The sequence below is a fragment of the Enterovibrio norvegicus genome (assembly GCF_002876705.1).
Taxonomy (GTDB): domain Bacteria; phylum Pseudomonadota; class Gammaproteobacteria; order Enterobacterales; family Vibrionaceae; genus Enterovibrio; species Enterovibrio norvegicus_B.
In genome coordinates this window covers 242,007-261,713 of record NZ_MDAG01000057.1, presented here as the reverse complement: position 1 = coordinate 261,713, position 19,707 = coordinate 242,007, and the positions used below count along the sequence as shown (strand labels likewise).

The 19,707-nt window shown below is 49.4% G+C and carries 8 protein-coding genes; 2 read left to right on the top strand and 6 right to left on the bottom strand.

Annotated features, from left to right (window positions below; all coding sequences use genetic code 11):
- Positions 1–269 precede the first annotated feature (269 nt).
- Entirely contained in the window at positions 270–740 is a 471-nt protein-coding gene (locus BCT27_RS20590; RefSeq protein ID WP_102396620.1) for a DUF1353 domain-containing protein, read from the top strand.
- A 106-nt stretch (positions 741–846) separates the two neighbouring features.
- Here BCT27_RS20590 and BCT27_RS20585 read toward each other — a convergent pair whose 3' ends face one another.
- The 3 genes from BCT27_RS20585 to BCT27_RS20575 all read right to left on the bottom strand — a co-directional run bounded on the left by BCT27_RS20585 (position 847) and on the right by BCT27_RS20575 (position 13,965).
- Entirely contained in the window at positions 847–1,320 is a 474-nt protein-coding gene (locus BCT27_RS20585) for a Dps family protein (RefSeq protein ID WP_102390971.1), read from the bottom strand.
- Between the two features lie 138 nt (positions 1,321–1,458).
- Positions 1,459–2,214 carry a glycerophosphodiester phosphodiesterase family protein gene (locus BCT27_RS20580; RefSeq protein ID WP_102396619.1) on the bottom strand — a complete coding sequence of 252 codons (756 nt, stop codon included), beginning with the start codon at positions 2,212–2,214 and terminating at the stop codon, positions 1,459–1,461.
- A gap of 129 nt (positions 2,215–2,343) precedes the next feature.
- On the bottom strand, positions 2,344–13,965 hold the full coding sequence (locus BCT27_RS20575) for a retention module-containing protein (protein WP_102396618.1): 11,622 nt from the start codon (positions 13,963–13,965) through the stop codon (positions 2,344–2,346).
- A gap of 392 nt (positions 13,966–14,357) precedes the next feature.
- On the opposite strand from BCT27_RS20575, the gene BCT27_RS20570 reads away from it, so the two are divergent.
- On the top strand, positions 14,358–15,527 hold the full coding sequence (locus tag BCT27_RS20570) for a Card1-like endonuclease domain-containing protein (RefSeq protein ID WP_102317103.1): 1,170 nt from the start codon (positions 14,358–14,360) through the stop codon (positions 15,525–15,527).
- Positions 15,528–15,615: 88 nt separating this feature from the next.
- On the opposite strand, the gene udp is transcribed toward BCT27_RS20570, so the two are convergent.
- The 3 genes from udp to BCT27_RS20555 all read right to left on the bottom strand — a co-directional run bounded on the left by udp (position 15,616) and on the right by BCT27_RS20555 (position 19,707).
- On the bottom strand, positions 15,616–16,389 hold the full coding sequence (gene udp / locus BCT27_RS20565; protein WP_017010152.1) for a uridine phosphorylase: 774 nt from the start codon (positions 16,387–16,389) through the stop codon (positions 15,616–15,618).
- A gap of 248 nt (positions 16,390–16,637) precedes the next feature.
- The gene (locus tag BCT27_RS20560) at positions 16,638–19,046 is read right to left on the bottom strand and encodes a zinc/cadmium/mercury/lead-transporting ATPase (RefSeq protein WP_102396617.1); all 2,409 of its coding nucleotides are present in this window, start codon (positions 19,044–19,046) and stop codon (positions 16,638–16,640) included.
- A gap of 187 nt (positions 19,047–19,233) precedes the next feature.
- Positions 19,234–19,707 carry a response regulator gene (locus BCT27_RS20555; RefSeq protein WP_017010154.1) on the bottom strand — a complete coding sequence of 158 codons (474 nt, stop codon included), beginning with the start codon at positions 19,705–19,707 and terminating at the stop codon, positions 19,234–19,236.

Below are 19,707 nucleotides of genomic sequence, written 5' to 3'. Positions count from 1 at the left end.
ATTAACATCATGTCGGGTATTCTGCCCGACATCCCTTCCCCTGCACTCTCGAAAGTCTTTGAACGATCAATGCTTTTATCGTGCGCGACACCGACGCTGTGATTGTTTAATTTCGCACCTGCATAACAAAGTTGAAACAAACGCAGCGTTTTACAGACTCCACTAAGGAAAGCCCCCTACTTTCAGACAATTCCATGGCTTCAACTAGTCTTATTTTTAGTGTCCACTTTAAATATAAATTGGGTAAAAATGATAATTGGAGGCCTTGCATGCTGAAACAGCCAAAGTTATTCCCAAATGCCATCGTTAATAAATATGAACTCACTTGGGATTTTGAAATAGTCACCGAAGGCGTTGATATCGTTGTACCTAAGTACTTTCGTTATGATGGCGCGAGCATCCCAGCCCCTGCATGGCAAGCAACATTCACCCCGTTTCATCCTGACGTCATGATGCCCGCATTGGTACACGACTGGCTGTATTACAATCACCAAGTGGAGATCGAGCTTGTCGATGACATCTTCTATCGATTGTTGCGTGACAACGGCGTTGATAATCTTCGTGCGAATTTGATGTGGGGAGCAGTAAAAGCAGCAGGACGTTTTTTTTGGGAAAACGACAAAGAGGATCTGGATTACTTGGAGAAACTCTATCGGCTTGTTCGTAACCGAGAGAACAAAGACAGGTATCAATTCCCACAAGCCATTATTGACCGTGTCGAAAACACAGGTAGCTCATGAGCGAAATAAAACGTTTCATCAATAAAATGCCATGACACAATACAAAAACCGCCCTTCGGCGGTTTTGTTTTTTTAAGGTGATGAACAGTGATATTGGCTACCGCGTTTACACTTCGCGCAATGCGCGCAACATCCATGCTGTTTTTTCGTGCTCACGCATACGATCAGAAACCAAAGATGCAGAGGATTCATCGTCCGCTTGTTGTGCGAGTTTGAGAACATCACGTGCTGTGCGCACCACTTGCTCATGACCGCGCGTCAGAATATCAATCATGTCATCTGCACTCGGCACACCATCAACTTCTTCAATCGCACTCAATTCAGCAAACGCTTTGTATGTGCCAGGAGCCGCAACACCCAAGGTACGAATCCGCTCTGCAATGTCATCCACCGCTAACGCCAATGCGTTGTAGTGTTCTTCAAACATGGTGTGCAAATCGCGGAATTGCTTACCCGTGACGTTCCAGTGGAAATTGTGAGTTTGCAAATACAAGGTATAAGAATCCGCCAGTAGATGCTTCAACCCTTGTGCAATTGCCAATCTGTCTTGCTCGTTGATACCAATGTTAATGGTTGTCATGGTCTTTCCCCTTGGTATTAGTCTGAGGCTCAATGTCCTCTTTGTTTATGGGGTTAGATTACGGCAATGGTGGCTGGAGGGATAATGGGTGCTCATTATCAATGCAATAAGCACCACCTATCGATCATGATTTTTTCGCTATTTGTTTTTATTCAGGTGTCTGTATCGGGAAGGGAAATTCTGACCAACGTCGGTGAAAACACCATCAACGCCCCAATTAAAGAGCTGATTTGCGCGCCCTAAATGGTTCACGGTATACACGTTCACGGCATAGCCATGGCTTTTCATTTCAATAACCTGTTCTTTCATCAGCCCTTCGTTATCAACGTTGATGGCATCCGCTTTACACGCTTGCAAAACAGAGAGCCAATCCCCTTCTAACAACATTTCTCGAGAGAACAAGCACGCCACATTAGTGTGTGGGCTGCGACGTTTGAATTCCGCCAGTACAAGCGGGTTGAAACACGACACGAGAAGGTCGCTGGTTTTGTTCAGGTTCTTCAATTCAGACAGCACGCCATCAATCAGCTTTTCTGACATCTCCCACCCTGCGGTACACGATTTGATTTCGACGTTAACGTTGATCTTGAGGGTATTCACCAAAGCGATGAAGTCAGCGAATGTCGGAAGTGGCTCCCCTATAAATTCATCAGCAAACCAACTGCCCGCATCGATATCTTGCAGGTCTTCTCGTGTTAAATCATAAAGACTGCCAGGGCGGTCAGTGCAACGATCCAAGGTATCGTCATGGCTGACGACAATGGTGCCGTCTGCAAGAATATCGACATCACACTCAATCCAATCAAGTCCATATTGAGGGGCAAGAGAGAATGCGGCTAACGTGTTTTCTGGTGCGAGAGAGGACATACCTCGGTGAGCAAATAAGGTTTTCATGGTTCAACTGTCTTATTGATTTTCTTCAATATAGCGCCGCCGACAGTAAACGAACAGCAGCGGTAAGAAAAAGCACCGCAAGAGTGCAGTGCTTTTCATATCATGACATTTAATTTGTCACTACGAACATTAATCGAGTTTCAACGCTTGCTGCTGAAGCAGTTCATCAAGGATTTGCGTGCCTGTGGCCCCTGAGTCGAGACCCAGCTCGGTGAAGCCAACATTGTGCAGCACGATGTCTTGTACCTCTGTGCCGCCCGCTGTTTGCGAAACGTGCAAGGTCAATCCATCGTCTGTCATTTCAGGACGAATGTAATCGAGAAGCTCTGCAATACTGGATGAGCTATCCACCGTATCCGGCAGAAGTGCTGAAACATCAAGTTTGTCACCCGTGACACTGTCACCCAATTCAAAGTCAGCGATGGTATCAGTGTTTGACGTTGTGCTAACGCTAGACGCAGTCCAGGTATACACATCATCACCTTCTCCGCCGACAAGAATGTCATCACCAAGTCCTGCTTCTATGGTGTCATTGCCATCACCCGCAAAAACACGTTCACCTGCTGGGTTTGCCACCAAGGCATCATCAGCTTCAGTACCAAACTGCGTGGCCGATGAATCGAACACGACAAGTTGACCTGCCATTAACATGGATTCAAGCACTTCATCTTGCGTCAAGGTCGTCGCATCCATACCTAGCAAGTTATCGAGCGTTTTGCCTTCAACAATGATGTTTTGAATCGGGCTGCTTGATTCATCCAACACTTGAATGCGTGTATTGCCATCAACGGTTTGAATGTCGAGACGATTCGCCAATTCCGTAAAGGTGAAGATCCCATCTGCTGCGAATGCGGCAGAAATGTCGATAACATCAACGCCAGTTTCAAAGTCTTTGATGGTGTCAGTTGCTGGTGCCGCTGCGGTACCAAAGTCGCCCGACTCCCACGCGAAGGTGTCTTTCTCACCATCACCCGTGCCGTTGCGCTCTCCGCCCCACAGCTCATCATCACCCGCGCCACCAACAAGGATGTCTTCGCCTAGTCCACCGACAAGGATGTCGTCAGCTGCACCACCATATACCGTGGTATTGGCTGTGCCATCAATCACAAGGTCAGCATTGCTATTATCTGTATCGTTCAACACAGCATCAGCCGCCGTATCCACGACATCGACATTGACTGTAATGGTTGATGACAGCGGTTCACCGTCGCCCACATCAGACAGTGCTGTAATTGTCACGTCACCCGTTGGCTGGCCGCTAAACGTGAGGTAAAGCGTCGACAGGTCGGTCATCGCGAGTGTGCCTTGGTCAAACGTCCACGTTCCGTCACCGTTATCGGTGCCCACTGGCGTGCCAGTGCTATCGACCACTTGACCAACAGTGCCTAGGCCACTGAATGTCACGGAGAACTCATCAGCAATGGGGTCAACCACACTGGCCATTAGGCCAAGTAATGGCATTAATGCACCCGTTGCTGCGCGCATGGATGCCAGTTGCGCTGCAGATGTCAGTTCCGGTAAATCTGCTTTCGGTGCGACGATGATATCAACCGTATCTCGGTCGAATTTCTGGCCGCCCGTACCGAAGTTACCGCGGTCACGCGTCGTCATTTGGATTTCGTCCGAGCCTGAGGTGTTTTCACCCGCAAACTCGTACGTCACGCCAGCAGCAAGCAACGCATTGATAGCATCAATGTCGCCTTCAAGCGTAATGGTATTCGTACCTTGTCCTGTTACATCAATGCCTGTCGTATCACCAACAAGGTCAAGTACATTGCCGGCACCTACCACAAGTTCAACGGCAACAATCGACGTACCTTCGGCTACATCAACATCGCTGACTTGAAGATCTGTGATGGTAAGAATGGTGTCTTCTTCCGCTTCATAGCTGTCCGCAATGATGTTTACGGGTGCGTCATTCACTGCAGAGACTGACACCGTCACTTGTTTGTTCACAACGTCAGCAGAGACTTGGCCGTTGTCTGAGGTTTGAATCGCCAGATCCAGCACAAACTCACCGTTTGCGTCCGGTGGCGGTAAGAACGTCAGGTCATTAAGACTAGTATCATCAACCATCACCACGACATCGCCACCGTCAGATGTTTCTGGCGTCACAGTGCCTATCACACCATCAGGAAGGATGATCTTACCGCCTTCAGGAATGCCCGAAACAGTGATCAATAAAGTCTCAGGACCATTCTCAGTAAAGCTCACACCAGCAGGTTGACCTGCCGTGCTCAAGCTCGGATTTGCATCGATGGCATTAATTTCCATCTCAAGCGTTACCGCCGTGTCTTCCACTGTTGAAGCCGTCGAAACGACACTCGCTGTTGCGCCATCCCCCTCAGGGATCACAGTAAGCGTGAGGTCTTGGCTTTCGCCAACAACGAAGTTCAGTCCCGCTTCTTTGGTGTAGATAGTCAAAATGACGTCTACTGTCCCGCTGAAGTCTTTCGGCGGCACCAGCGCAATTTCAGACAGATTCGTCAGATTGGAGAGATCTTCCGCGGCAATGACCCACTGCCCTTCACCCGCATTCGATGCAGGCACATTGAGTGTGAAGCCTTCAGGTACATTGCTGACAATCACCGACGCCAAGGTTTCAGACCCATCGACATCACTGAAAGACGCGCCAATCGAAGCCAGTGAAATACCACCAGAAACATCTTCGGTGCCTTCCACCTCAATCACTTCACCGTCAGCGAGTTCAACACCGTCTTGCGTGATGGTGACCGTGTCATTCACGGGCGTGACATCAAACGAGAAGGACGTAGTGACATCACGTGAGTCTGACACTTGTGCACCGTCAATGGTCGCCGTGTCCGTAATGGTAAGGCTCGCATCGATGGTGACTTCACCACTGAAGTCTGGCGCAGGCTTAAACTTGATATCTGTAATATCAATGCCTGCCATTGAAATGGTCGTGCTTTCAGTGCCGTCTGGCAGCACAAATTTGCCCATGCTGTCATCAACGGTCAAAACGGCATTCGAAATCGTTTCTTCACCATTCACAGCATCTTCATCGGCCAGTGCACCAGCGATGCTGAGAATGACGAGGCCATCTTCTAGCGCTTCGCCAGCCACCACTTCTTCTGTTGCCGTTCCCGTCACTGGCTGCTGATTTTCATCAAGCCCTTGTGTTTCCTTCACCGTCAACGAGAAGCTGTAATCAGTAGAATTGTCGCTCGGCTGCTCTGCACCCGCTGGCGGCAGTACGTCTGCCAATGGGTTAACGTGCAATTCCACGATCACGTCAGAGGTCGACGTATTACCACTCGACGAATCCACGTTCACAATGGAAATCGGTATTTGCAGTTCGCCCGCAAAATCATCAGGTGCGGTAATCGTAAGCTCACTCAGATCGAAACCATCTGGGTAAGGGTTACCTGACGATTGCATACCCGGTGGATCGAACACATAGATGTCTGTCTCAACGTGGTAGTTAGCCCCACCAACTACAGCACCTACAGGCAAATCTTCGCCTTTGATGATAAATGAAACTTGGTCAAATTCGGTGTCACCGGTGGCTGGCCAGGTTACGTTCAACGCTTCGCCCAGACTTTGCAAAGAGATAGGGTTATCTTCATCACCCGTCGCCACGACAGGGTCTGTTGGTACAGTGATAACCTGTGCAATATTGCCAGTGTCGGTGTCGTTCTGGTACGTCAACGTGATGGTGTTACTACTCACCTGCACCGGAAGGCTGACATCTTCTTCGTTGTTGTCACCTTCATCAACCACCAGCGCCGTCATTGTAAACGTGGTCGTTCCGCTCGAGTTTTCTGGGGCTACGATGCTGAAATCGTCTGGGTCATTCAAGATCCAACCGCCGTTCCCATCATAGAGAGAGTTAGTGACGTAGAACCCTTCAGCCAGATCGGTGATAACCACTTTGATTGGCACTTCATCACTCGATAAATCGAGTTCGTCGTATCGAATCGCATTCTTCAACTCGAGCACGCCGTTAGTCTCTGTGGACAGCGTTGACGTTGAATTGCCAGCGCTATCAACGAAGGTCAACAGACCGTCATCTTCTACTTTGGCTTCAATATCAATGTTCACGACGCCTTCAATGTCTTTCTCTGTGAAGATTGAAGGGTCTTCGAAATCAGTCTGCCTTACCGTCACGACGGTGTTCAATGTCAGGTCTACATCGCTGTTTTCTGCGCGTTTAACCTGCAATTGATAACCATCGGTGATTTGCGCTTCTGAGATCACAATGGTGCCACCGGTTGGTGTCAGGGTGATCACATCCGTGCCTTTCACCAACTGAACACTGTCAGTGGCTTCAAAGCCCGAAATTACAGCACCGACAACGATCTCTTCCGCACCTTGTGCGTTGGATTCATCAATACCAGCGATTGACAGGTCGGGCTTCCAATTAATGTCGACCCACTCATCTTCTTTACCGATGGACGTCGATTCCACATAGTCTTCGGCATCAATCTGAGGGGTATCGATCTTGATTTCGATGGCCGTGTCTAAGACGGCTTCATCACCGTCATTTTCCGTGGCAACTAAACGCGCATCGATTTTGATATCTTCAGTGAGGTTTGGCGGCAACTTGATATAAACATTGCCATCTGCAAACGCGCTGTGGTCAATCACATAGCTTTGTACGGATTCACCCGCATCGTTCGTCACCCAGCCCGCAAAGGTAATTTCTACTTCGGTTTCTGCGCCGCTACCGTCGATTTGAACAAAACTCAAACCCTCAGGTAGATTTGAAATGATCAGAGACAGAGATTCTGATGTGTCTGACGGCGATAGCGCGTTTTCTCCAGACACCAGATTGAAATCGACAGCAACCAATCCGTCACCCGCGAGGCCATCTTCCGGCACGGTCGTCGACACAACGCCAGTGTCAGTATCAAATGCCCATTCTCCGGCATCAGTACCCGGGTTGTTAACGTCAAACACGGGAACATCAGCGACACCCGTGATAACGACATCTATCGGTTCAGCTGAAATGATACGTTCACTGTCAGCAGAGCCTGTGGCTGTGTCTACAACGATACCCTCAACCTGCAAGGTGAAGTTTTCGTTGCTGTGCACAGGAGGCACAATTTCAAGTTTGTCCAAATCGTCAATCGACACGCGGTCAGTATCAGTGAGTGGCGTGATTGTCGTGCCATCATTCAGTTGCAGCACTGCACCATCTGGAATATCAAAAATGCGAACGAACAGCTCCTCTGAACCGTCGGTATCTTCCAGCGACTGCAACGTGATCGCACTACCGAGGGCAATGGCAGTGTTGCCCTCTGCAATGTCTGGGTCAGCGTTACCCGCATCTTCAGTACCAAAGACGCGTCGCGTCGTAAGTCGAGCATCATCCGCGACGGGTTCAACACGAATGATGAACGAAGTGTCCGTCTCAGCAGTATCGACTGATGCTGGGTCACTTTCTGTCGAGATGGCTTTCACGGTGACCGTAATATCACCACTGAAATTTTCATCCGGTGTAAAGCTTACACCGCTCAGCAATGACGGATCGGCCAACTTCCACACACCGTCTTCAAGAACAATGCGTCCACCTCGAAGTTCACCCACGTCTGGCGACAGGGTGATCTCAAGGCGCAATGTTTCTGAACCGTCTGTGTCTTGCAGTTCGGTGCTGACTAAATCCCCTAGACGGAAAGGTTCAGGGTTGAACGGGTCAAACGGATTGTGATCTTCTTGAATCTCGAACACACCGTCTGCGGCATCACCAATCAAGGTGATGCTTGGTGTATCGGCGATGCCATCAATGTTGATCTGCATCGGTGATGACGTAAAGACAGGATCGTGCCCATTCACTTCTAGCTCGACATCAAACTCGATGAGATCAGTGTCGTCGTACGATGAATAATCTGGGTCTGGGACAAAGGTGATGCCCACAAGGTTAAACGTGACAGGGTCGGAACCGTCAACGGCTTCGAACATGGTGCTATCAAACACGATGTTGCCATCACCATCAGGCGTAATGGCGGTGCCGTTGAAATAGAAGGTTCCACCAATGTCGCCCGCCGCATCGCGTGTTGCGAGCGTCACTTCACCGTTGAGCACTAAGCTGCCGTTTTCTTCGAGCGCTTCGCCCAAATCATTATCCCCAACGCTCAACTGCATGTTGATTGCAATGCCGTTCGCAGGCGTCACGCCATCAGCTTCTGTGTCGGTATTGTCTTGACCTTGGTCTTCCACGCCACTGATTTCTTGCTGTTCTCCCGACGCTGATGGGTTCACAACAATGGTGGGGGTTTGGTCTTCAATGGTCAGCGCAATGCTGCCTTCAACCACATCACCGTCTGCATCGGTCACTTCGAAGAGGATATTTTGATCGACAGAACCAATCACATTGGAATCGGTCGAGGTGAAGGTAATTTGACCGACAGGGTCAGTGCGCGGGTCAATTTCCACCGTACCAATTTGAATAGAATTATCGGTTTCAGAGTAAATTTCGATCTCTGAATCACGGCGCGTCGACACATCAACCCATTCAATACCGTTGAACAAACGCGTGATCAGCGTTGAGCTGTCAGCGCCTTGGAGATCTTCAATGCCAGGGTTTTGTGATGGGTCGGTGATCTCAAACACATCCAGTGAAACCGTCGCGGGTGTACCAACGAGGTCGCCAATTTCGATGGCCAAGTTGCCTTCGGTACGCGGAACATCATCGGTCACTGTGATTGGAACGGTGATTTGCGAAACGACGTCACCATCCGCATCCGTCGCGAATGCCGTCAAGTTGAAGCTCAGGGTATTGATGCCGTCGCCTTCTGCGTGATCAAGCCCCGCTAACAACTCAAAGGAGAAGCTACCGTCAGATTCGAGAACCACGGTGAACACATCGCGTGCATCACCGGAATTATCATCGGCAAAACCGACGTACGTTTTCGGGAAGGTGTCACCTTCAGGGCGTTGCTCCATACGAACAGGAAAATCACCGGACAACACTGGCTGACCATCCGGATAGGTCACGAAGTCGGTTTCAAAGTTGAAATCCTTCAACGTGTCACCCGCACCATCGTTGGTATCGAGGTTGTTAGGGTTACCACTGTCGTTGGTGTCATCAATGTTCAAGTTACCGCTGGCTTGAGAACCTTGGTGGCTTGTCGCGCTGCCATCGATACTGCTCTCATTCACAGTGAGCGTATCGGCGGTGCTTTCTTCTGCCGTATCGACTTGATCATCTTTAATTTCAAACGTGACGATGCGCCCTTGCGTGTCTGGCGCGCTTGGGTCGTAAGTGCTGTCTGGATTAATCAGACTGTTGCCGTCAGTGTCGAGAATTTGAACAGGGATCTTGATTGAAATAACGTCGCCATTCGCCGTCACATCCCCCTCTTGCTGCGCAGCATCTGGATCCTGAGGGTGATTCAACGGCGCATATTGATGGAAAGCCGTCTCTACCGTGACATCGAGAGAGTCTGCGGCTTGCGTTGCAGTAAAGACAAACTCAAGCACTGTTTCCCCACCAACAGATGCGGCAACGGTCAACACGCGATTACCGTCGCCGTCGACACTTTCAACCAGCGTCACGCTATCGACGTTCTCGCCCTCGTTGTTTTGCAGCTCCATCAACTCGGTCTGCAATGATGCAAAATCTTCAATACTTAATGTATCAGGCACCAATTTGTCGGATGTAGCAATTAAATCGAACGAGCCTGTTGCAGAATTAGATTCTGAAGCATTTTGGGTAGTGACATTCTCATTGAGCTCAAGTATGTCGACAGGATTTCCGCTGCCATCCAGTTGCTCACCACCGGTTGTTGGCACACCATCTTTAATGGTAATGCTCACTTCCGCGCTGTTGCTCTCGTCGCCGTCCGCGTCAAAGACAGTAAATGGCAGGTTAAAGGTCGATTGCTCGAAATTGCCATCGCCGCTAACGTCTTCATTCTGGTCGAAGGGAAGGAACTGTTTCACTTCATAAGAAACATCATCGCCGCTTGATTCTGGCGCTTTCATTGCGATTTCGAGTACCGCTTCATCGGTGCCCGTTACGCGCAGTGTGAGAACACCCTCGACAGACGTATCAACATAGGTTTCTTCGCCATTGCTTGTGATGCCGTCAAACGCGCTTTCAGCCGCCGTTGCATCAAACACTATTTTGCTGATTTCATCACTGCCCAAATCAACACCGTCGGACGTAGACGAAACCACAGGATCGGTGGCGTCGAGCTGAGGTTCTTGAATTTCAATCGCTACGTCATCAACGCTTGGGGGGGCACCATCGTTACTGACCATGGTGATTTCAGCCGGCGCCAACATCAATTCGCCCGTCGTATCCTCAACTTGCAACGGCAAGTTAATAGTTAGCTGGTCACCATCAATGTTGACGTAAGTACCTGTGCCCGAGCTATGGTCCAGCGGTGCCGTCTGATCTAATGTAGCCGTGACAGATAGACTGTTACCGTCTTGCTCGGCAACGACGGTGAGCGTCACAACGACCTCATCACCCACTTTGCCAACCAAGGTAAAGGTGCCGACGTCGTCGCCTTCTACGCTGTGCGTAAAGACAACTGGCTCGCCACCTGCAGTGATCGTCGCCAGTTCTGACTCAAACAAAGCAAGTGCACTTGGTGCGATTTGCAGAGACCCTGGCACTAAACGTTCTGTGCCCGCTTCAATGGCGAAGGTTGAACTTGATGCTTCACTGTAGGTCGCGTCATCCAAATCACCTTCGTTAACGGTCAGTGACACCTTCTGTCCACCCGCCGCATCAACGTCAATGATCAGCGAAATGCTGCCTTCGACTTTGTCTCCATCGCCGTCTGTCACTTCATAGCGAAGGGACTGATCAATAGAGCCAGTGAATTCTTCATCAGCCAACGTAAATGTAATTTGTCCAACAGGATCGGTTGTTGGGTCAATGACAACGGTACCGATATGAATGCTTGGATCTGCTTCTGAAAAGATATCGATTTCAGATTCACGACGCGTTGACACATCCACCCACTCTTCGCCGTTAAAGATGCGGGTGATTAAGGTGTCGCTATCTGCGCCTTGCAGATCTTCAATACCGGGATTTTGCGAGGGATCGGTGATTTCAAAAACATTAATCGAGATAGCACCCACATCGAGATCATCAATGTCGATGGCCAAATTGCCTTCGGTGCGTGGAATGTCATCCGTAACGGTAATCGGCACAGTGATTTTCGATGCAACGTCACCGTCAGCATCGGTAGCGAAAGCGGTCAGATTAAAGGTTAAGGTGTTAATACCATCACCTTCTGCGTGATCAAGCCCTGCTAATAATTCAAAGGAGAAAGTGCCATCTGACGCGAGGACCACTTTATAGACGTCACGTAGGTCACCAGAATTATCATCTGCAACGCCATAATAAGTTTTCGGGAAGGTATCGCCTTCGGGGCGTTGTTCCATACGAACAGGAAAGCCGCCCGACTCGACAGGCTGGCCATCAGGGTATGTCACATAATCAGTTTCAAAGTTGAAATCTTCTAGCGTATCACCCGTGCCGTCATGCACATCCAAGCTGTTTGGATCACCACTGTCATTGGTATCGTCGATATTCAATGTGCCGCTGGCTTGGGACCCCTGATGGCTAGTGGCGCTACTATCAATGCCGCTCTCATCAACGGTAATATCGTCAACAGTCGTTTCAGTCACCGTTGCGGTTGCATTGTCCGTCACTTCGAATGTCACCACACGACCTTGGTGGTCTGGTGCACTTGGATCAAACGTCGTATCAGGATTTATGAGGCTATTGCCATCAGAGTCTTGGATTTGTACCGGAATTTTGATGGTAATGGTATTGTCATCCGCGGTGACATAACCACTTTGCTGCGCTGCATCTGGGTCTTGCGGATGAATAAGCGGTGTATATTGATGGAATGCCGTTTCTACCGTGACATCGATAGCGCCCGCAGCTTGTGTAGCAGTAAACACAAACTCCAATGCCGGTTCGCCACCAATAGATGCGGTGATCGTCAGAACACGATTGCCACTTGCATCAGTACTCTCCACCAAGCTCACGTCATCAACGTTTTCACCCGCATTGTTCTGAAGTTCCATCAACTCTGTTTGAAGCGATGCAAAGTCTTCAATGCTCAAGGTGTCTGGCATCAACTTGTCCGACGCCGCTTCAATATCAAACGAACCTGTCGCTGAATTTCGTTCAGAGGTATCTTGGCTAGAGCCCGATTCGTCAATAGACAAGAAGTCCTCTGGATCACCGGCAGCATTCAGGCGCTCGCCACCCGTTGTCGGTACACCATCTTTAATGGTGAACGTCACCTCGGAATCATTGCTCACATCGCCGTCGTTATCGTAAACCTTGAACGGCAGTGTAAATGTAGACTGTTCGAAGTTACCGTCGCCGACAACATCTTCATCTTGGTCGATAGGCAAAAATTGCGTCACTTCGTACGCTGCAGTTTCACCCGGCGCGGAAGGCGCTTTTAGCGAAATTTCAAGCACGACTTCATCCGAGCCAACGACGCGTAGTGTCACCACACCATCAACAGAGGTGTCTACCCAGGTTTCTTGGTCATGACTGGTGACACCATCAAAAGCGAGCTTGGCTTGTGTATCGTCGAACTCAATTTTGGCGATATTGTCACTGCCAAGATCGATGCCTTCGGTGGTGGATTCGCGCTTTTCGCTGACTGGGTTGTTTTGCGGCTCTTCTATCTCAATGCTGGCATTACCCACAACAGGGGCCGCACCATCGTTGCTGACTAACTGAATTTGCGCAGGTTCTTGAAGCAAGTCGCCGGAACTATCGGCAACTTGTAGCGGTAAATCAATGGTGATCGCATCACCATTGATTTCAATGTATGTCCCTGAACCACTCAAATGGTCCAGCGGCGCAGATTGCTCCAGCGTGGCACTGACAGCCAAATCATCGCCATCTTGTGTTGCCGTCACCGTCAAGGTGATGACCACTTCGCCATCAACCGTCCCCACCAGCGTAAACGTACCCGTATCACCGGACGCCGTGCTTGAACGTGTGAACACGACAGGTTCACCACCTGAAGTGATAGTGCTCAATTCCGTCTCAAATTGTGCTAAAGCACTCGGCGCAATTTGCAGCGTTCTGGGGTTTAACGCTTCAGTGCCGGCTTCAATCGTAAACGCCGCCGTGATCGGGGTGCCGTAAGGTGAGTTATCGAGATCACCTTCATCGACTGAAAGCGAAATGCGCTGGCCACCAGCACCATCAACATGAGGAGGCGGAACAGGTGGTGTGGTATCACCACCATCATTGCCGCCGTCGTTGCGATTGTCATCGTCGCCAAAAAAGTCTGGAATGATATTGCTATCACCTGACGGTCCTGTGGTATCGAACCCGGCTTCAGCAAGTGTGGAGGCATTAAGGTACTCAATAACGACGAAGCCTGCATTCGAAGAACCTTCAGCGGCTTCACCGGCTGCTGCTTCTTCAAAAAGTTCGGTGGGGTCGACACCTTGCAGAATCAATTCTTGGAGCTGGGCAACGTCAAGATTCAAAGGCAAATCTGAATCCAATACCTCACCATTGAAATAGGCTTGGATTTGCGTTGTCGCAATAGAAGCATCTTGACCCGCGGTTGCAGGAACCAAACAGGAAGCGCATTGGCTATCGATTTGAAAGACGTTGCCATCTAGGGCAACCACGACATCACTGTCGTTGTTCGTCAAAAGTACTTGATTCGGCGCGATGTGCATGCCTTTTTCGAGGCCAATGATTCTCGCATCATTCGTGACTAGAAACGCCTGTCCTCTAACCTCGATAACGTCTAATTTGGAATCAAACTCGTGACCAATCATAACTCTCCCCAGTGCTTCGCATGTCGAATTGCAGTCGTATGTCCTTGATGATATGCACGTAGTCTAACCATCAAGGAGATGCGTGTCTTAAGCTCACTCCCCTAGTTTCATTGCAGGCTCAACATTGAGAAATCGTGAGACGGGGTTTATCGATGAATTCTTAGGAAATTATCAGCAATGAAACAAGCGACACTATTAAGATTAGGAAAACAGGCCAATATTGGTGGCACTTTTTGTGCAAAACACGAATAGAAGTGAATCACACCCATCTTAAACAGAGAGAAAAATCACTAAGTACTTGAATATCGCGCGCCGCGACCAGATATTAGAAGAACTATAACAATAAGTCGGCATGCGAAATGTTCGTAGTGCTGACTAACCATGGAGTAACTATGGCCATTCATGTTGGTATTATCGACCAAGACCCCGTGAGGCTGGTCACCGCTTTGCTGCACCGCCAATCACAGGCCGAGAGAGTGATCTTTATTGGCGTTGAGGAACAGCAGAACCAATTTGATCAGCTGAGTAAGGTCTTGCTACCGAAAGGCATTCAGACTGAATTTTACGTGATCCCTACAGACATCAATATCCCACTCATCAAGTCCAAGCTTGTTGAGTTAGCTGAAAAACTGAAGCAAGAAAGCGCTAAAGTTTACTTCAATGCAAGCTGCGGACTTCGCCACCGTCTACTTTCTGCCTATGAAGTGTTCCGCACCTACCAGTGGCCGATTTATGTCATTGAACCTTTCAGCGACGAGCTGTGCTGGCTTTTCCCTGAGGGTCGACAACAGCAACAGGTGGAAGATCACATCAATATTAGCGACTATCTCACCATTTTTGGTGCACGTTGTGAGTTGCTTGAAGACAATATTCGAAGCCCACTTGAAACCACCATTGAAAGCGTCGGCCACAAATGGGCAAGCAATGCCTATGAACTTGGCCCAGGCCTTGCCACGTTAAATTACTTGGCGACCACTTGTCGTAAAGAACAGCGTCTTGATGTGGAGCTGAGTGAGAAACAACAAGGCTACCGCGAATTGGGTATGCTGATTGATGATTTGAACGATGCAGGGCTATCATCGTACCAAGGTGGCACCTTGACCTTCGCCAACGAAGCGGCGCGCCGTTTTGCGAATGGCGAATGGCTCGAATGGTATGTACACCACATCGTTGAACAAATTCAGCGTGAGTTGCTGACCATTCAAGACTACTCATTGGGTGTGCAAGTTTATCGTCAGATTGGCGAAAAAGAAGTACGTAATGAATTGGATGTTGCCACGGTGGTGAATAACAAACTTCACATCATTGAGTGCAAAACCAAAGGGATGTCGAGCGACGGTGATGATACCTTGTACAAGCTGGAATCTATTCGCGACCTATTAGGCGGCCTCCAAGCGCGCGCTATGTTGGTCAGCTTCCGCCCGCTTCGTCATCATGACATAACTCGCGCAACGGACCTTGGTTTGGCACTTATTGGCCCTGATCAATTGGGCGATTTGAAAACCCACTTACACCAATGGTTCCTGAAAGCCGGTGGTTATGAAAAGACGTCCTTTGCATAAGTAGAGACGCAACAGAAAACAAAAAAGCCAGCATCTCTGCTGGCTTTCTTATCTTCACTCGAAGAACTAATCGCTAGAAATGACGCGATTATCCATCCATCTTCATCAGATTACGCGCCGACTCAACCACAGCACGAATAGAACGCGCTTCGGTTTCGGCCATGGTTGCTTGGTCTGGAATTTCTTTTTGTGTGCGATTGATGATAACGCCCGCGATGCATCCTGCACGCAGCCCTGAACTTGCACACATGGTAAGCAAGGTTGCCGATTCCATTTCGAAGTTCAACACACCCATGTCTTGCCACTCTTTCATTGAGCCTTGGAAGCGACGCACAACACGACCACTGAAAGTGTCATAGCGCTCTTGACCTGGGTAGAAAGTATCACTCGATGCGGTAACGCCTGTGTGCACTTTTGCACCTGACGCATCGGCAGCCACTTTCATCGCTGTCGCAACATCAAAGTCTGCAACCGCAGGAAATTCTAATGGCGCAAAGTGGCAGCTTGCACCATCCAAACGCACAGATGCCGTCGTCACGATCATATCGCCAACATTGATGTTCGGCTGAATCGCACCGGTTGTACCCACACGAAGGAAGGTTTCAATGCCCAACTGCGCCAATTCTTCAACAGCAATGGATGTTGATGGGCCACCAATGCCGGTTGAACATACCACGACTGGCTTGTCATCAATACGCCCTAAGTACAAGGTGTACTCACGGTGACTAGCAAGGAATTTCGACGTTTCCATCAATGCTGCGATTTTTTCAACGCGAGCAGGGTCTCCCGGAATGATCGCCATTTTGGCGCCTTCAAGATCCGCTTTAGAAACACCTAAATGAAATACAGTTTGCTCAGTCATAACGCTTTCCTCAATGCTTGGGTTCAACAAGATAAGTCATTACTCTTGTCTACATTGCCACTAGAAAATGGGCTGTGGCATTCAATATGTTCACAATAGCGTCCAGTGAAAATTTTAAAGTGATTAATATCACTATTGAACCATCCTGTTTTCACATGATTTCACCAATTGTCGATCTGAATCACTATGAACAATCAATATCGTTAGATTTACCGTCACCATGCCCACTTAGATTAGCAGTGCGTAGATTATTTCTTCTTACCCCATTTCAACAATCTTAGTGCATTCATGGTCACGATCGCCGTTGCTCCACTGTCTGCAAGCACAGCAACCCATAGCCCTGTAAAACCAAGCACAGTGGTCACGAGGAAAATGGCTTTTAGGCCAACGGCCAGGGCGACATTTTGATGGACGTTAGACATGGTTGCGCGCGCTAGATTGACAATATCAGGCAAGCTTTCAATGCGATTATGACTCAGCGCAATGTCTGCGGTTTCAAGCGCAACGTCAGTCCCCCCACCCATTGCAATGCCAATGGTTGCCGCCTTCATTGCTGGCGCATCGTTGATGCCATCCCCCACCATGGCAACACGAGCTCCTTTCGCAAGTTCATTGATGGCATCAACTTTACCTTCAGGCATAAGGCCAGCGCGGTACTCCATGTTTAACTGTGCAGCAAGACCTGCCGCCGCTTTGGGGTTATCTCCTGTCAACATGACGGAGCGGACGCCTTCAAGGTTGAGTGCAGACACGGTCTCTTTTGCTGTGCCACGCAGCTCATCACGCCACGCGATGGCACCTTTTGCTTCTTTGTCGACGAAAACAACAGCAACAGTTTTTCCTGACATCGCCAGCGCTTGTGCAGCGTCCTGCTGCGCATCGCTGATGTCCTGGTTGGCATCAAGTTTATCGAGTGCCACCAGCGCAATCATTTTCCCTTCAACCAAACCAGATACGCCTCGTCCTGCCGTCGCTTTCATCTGTTGAGCAATTAACTCAGGGACTTGTCGATGCTTTGCTTCGGCAACCAATGCTTTAGCAAGGGGATGATGCGAACCTGTTTCAATCGCTGCAGACTGCGCGATCAATGTTTGCTCGTCGCCTGACCATGTCAGAATGTCAGTCACTACTGGCTTGCCTTCCGTCAAGGTGCCAGTTTTGTCGAAAGCGATGTAATCCACCTTGCTGAGAGCTTCTAGTGCTGCACCGCCTTTAATCAATGCGCCCTGCCTTGCTGCAGCGGCAAGGCCAGAGGTCATCGCCGCTGGCGTTGAAATCACCAAGGCACACGGGCAAGCAATGAGCAGCAGCGCGAGGCCACGATACACCCACGTATCCCAACTTTCGCCAAACATCAACGGCGGCACAATCACGACGAGTGCAGCAACCAGAATCATCAATGGCGTATACCAGCGACTAAAGCGGTCGATAAAACGCTCCACGGGCGCGCGGCGTGATTCCGCTTCTTCTATCAGCGTAAGAATACGGTCAATTGCACTCTTGCCTTGTTCTGACACAACACGCAGTTGCACCACTTGGTCAACAACCAACGCGCCTGCGGGGACGTTCTCGCCCACCTGTTTCTCTACGGGGATCGATTCGCCCGTCAACGCACTCAAATCAAAACTGGCAGGGTGACCCATCAGCTCTGCGTCTGCAGGCAATCTGCCACCTGGCGCAATTTCTATGCAGTGTGAAGGCTGCAAACTCGACACAGCGACGCTTTTACGTTTGCCGTCATCGTCAATGCGAATAACGTCGTCTGGCACCAGTGCCATTAACGCTTGAATGCCATCCCTCGCCCTGGAAGACGCATACCCTTCAAGACGTTCACCTATCAAGAACAGCACCAACACCATAGCTGCTTCGACGGTTTCGCCCAGGTATAACGCCCCCAATGCCGCAATGCTCATTAGCATTTCGATGGAAAATGGCGAACCACTTTTGGCCAAGGTTCCGGCTTTTCTCAAAATAGGTAACAAACCCATCACGGTCGCTAACGTGAACAAGGTGCTCGAAAGTTCTGTATTCCAGAAAGACAACACACCCGCTAACGCCATGACAGAGATGAGCGCAATCAACACGCCTTCTTTTTGAATGCGCTCAATAAGTGACAGCGGCGTTTGGGCTTTTTTGGGTTCAGAGACAGAAGTGAGGGGGAAACCTGTTTTTTCAGCACGGGTTTTTATGGCAGAGAGCGATGCTTCTGAAGGCGACGCAGAGAAGCTGACAACAAGTTTTTCTGTCGCAAAACGTACCTTTGCATCGACAAGGCCGTCAATGCCACGCAATGCCGTTTCTAGCTTGCCTGCACAGCTTGGGCAATCCATGTTCGACACGCGCCATTCAACCACATTGTCACCACGGATAACGGCTTCTGGCTCGGGTTTGGATGTCGCACAACAGGATGATTTGTGATTGTGTTCATGTTCATGTTCATGAACGATATTAACGTCTTTTTCTTGGCGACAACCACGGGCTCGCGCAGGATCGTCGCTGTCTTCCTGCATGCCATCAGAAACAGAACAAGATGATGACGCAACGGTACTTGACGTGTTGCAGCAGGTTTCACTTGAGACTGTCGTGCTCTGAAGGTGTGTTGATGAATGCGCATGCGCGGTGTTTTTGCAACGCGATGATGAACAAGAATGGCACATGACCTTATCTCCTTTATGGGTTGATACAATCAGTGTAAACCTTGGAGGTAACTCCAAGGTCAAGTGCCACGTTAGAAAAATCCGGTTTTCGATTCAAGGTCACATCTCATTGCGACGAGAGTACGACCTTTTCTCTTTTCTCTTTTCTCTTTTCTCTTTTCTCTTTTCTCTTTTCTTCAACAATGCGTTACTTCAAACGTGCAAACACCACATTGGTATCCAGCGCATCTTGGTAATCACGATAATCAATGCCCAGGTCAAAGATGTACTGTGTCACTAACGCTTTCGCAGCGTCACACAGTAATTCAGCCTTCCAAGGCTTTTCGAAATAACGGTCAATACACGCACTATTGATGGCTTCAATGGTATCAGCATGGGTAGCCTGCCCTGTCAGAAGCATTTTACGCGTGTGACTGAAACGTGTATCTGCCGACACTTCAGTAAGCAATTCCACCCCCGTTTTTCCCGGCATGACATGATCGGAAATGATGAGGGCAACGTGCTCGCCTTCCGCATCTAACTCGTCGATAAGTTCAAGGGCTTCATCTGCAGATTCACAATCTTCAATATGAAAAATGTCGGCAAGAGGCGCTAAATCCTTAAGCACGGCGCTAAGCACTTCACGCTGATCGTCAACGCAGATAATGTTGATTTTTTCCAT

What these genes read in the sequence shown, in the direction of transcription:
- BCT27_RS20555 (WP_017010154.1), bottom strand. Translation starts at nt 19,707, where the DNA reads ATGGAAAAAATCAACATTATCTGCGTTGACGATCAGCGTGAAGTGCTT.
- BCT27_RS20580 (WP_102396619.1), bottom strand. Translation starts at nt 2,214, where the DNA reads ATGAAAACCTTATTTGCTCACCGAGGTATGTCCTCTCTCGCACCAGAA.
- BCT27_RS20575 (WP_102396618.1), bottom strand. Translation starts at nt 13,965, where the DNA reads ATGATTGGTCACGAGTTTGATTCCAAATTAGACGTTATCGAGGTTAGA.
- BCT27_RS20560 (WP_102396617.1), bottom strand. Translation starts at nt 19,046, where the DNA reads ATGTGCCATTCTTGTTCATCATCGCGTTGCAAAAACACCGCGCATGCG.
- BCT27_RS20585 (WP_102390971.1), bottom strand. Translation starts at nt 1,320, where the DNA reads ATGACAACCATTAACATTGGTATCAACGAGCAAGACAGATTGGCAATT.
- udp (WP_017010152.1), bottom strand. Translation starts at nt 16,389, where the DNA reads ATGACTGAGCAAACTGTATTTCATTTAGGTGTTTCTAAAGCGGATCTT.
- BCT27_RS20570 (WP_102317103.1), top strand. Translation starts at nt 14,358, where the DNA reads ATGGCCATTCATGTTGGTATTATCGACCAAGACCCCGTGAGGCTGGTC.
- BCT27_RS20590 (WP_102396620.1), top strand. Translation starts at nt 270, where the DNA reads ATGCTGAAACAGCCAAAGTTATTCCCAAATGCCATCGTTAATAAATAT.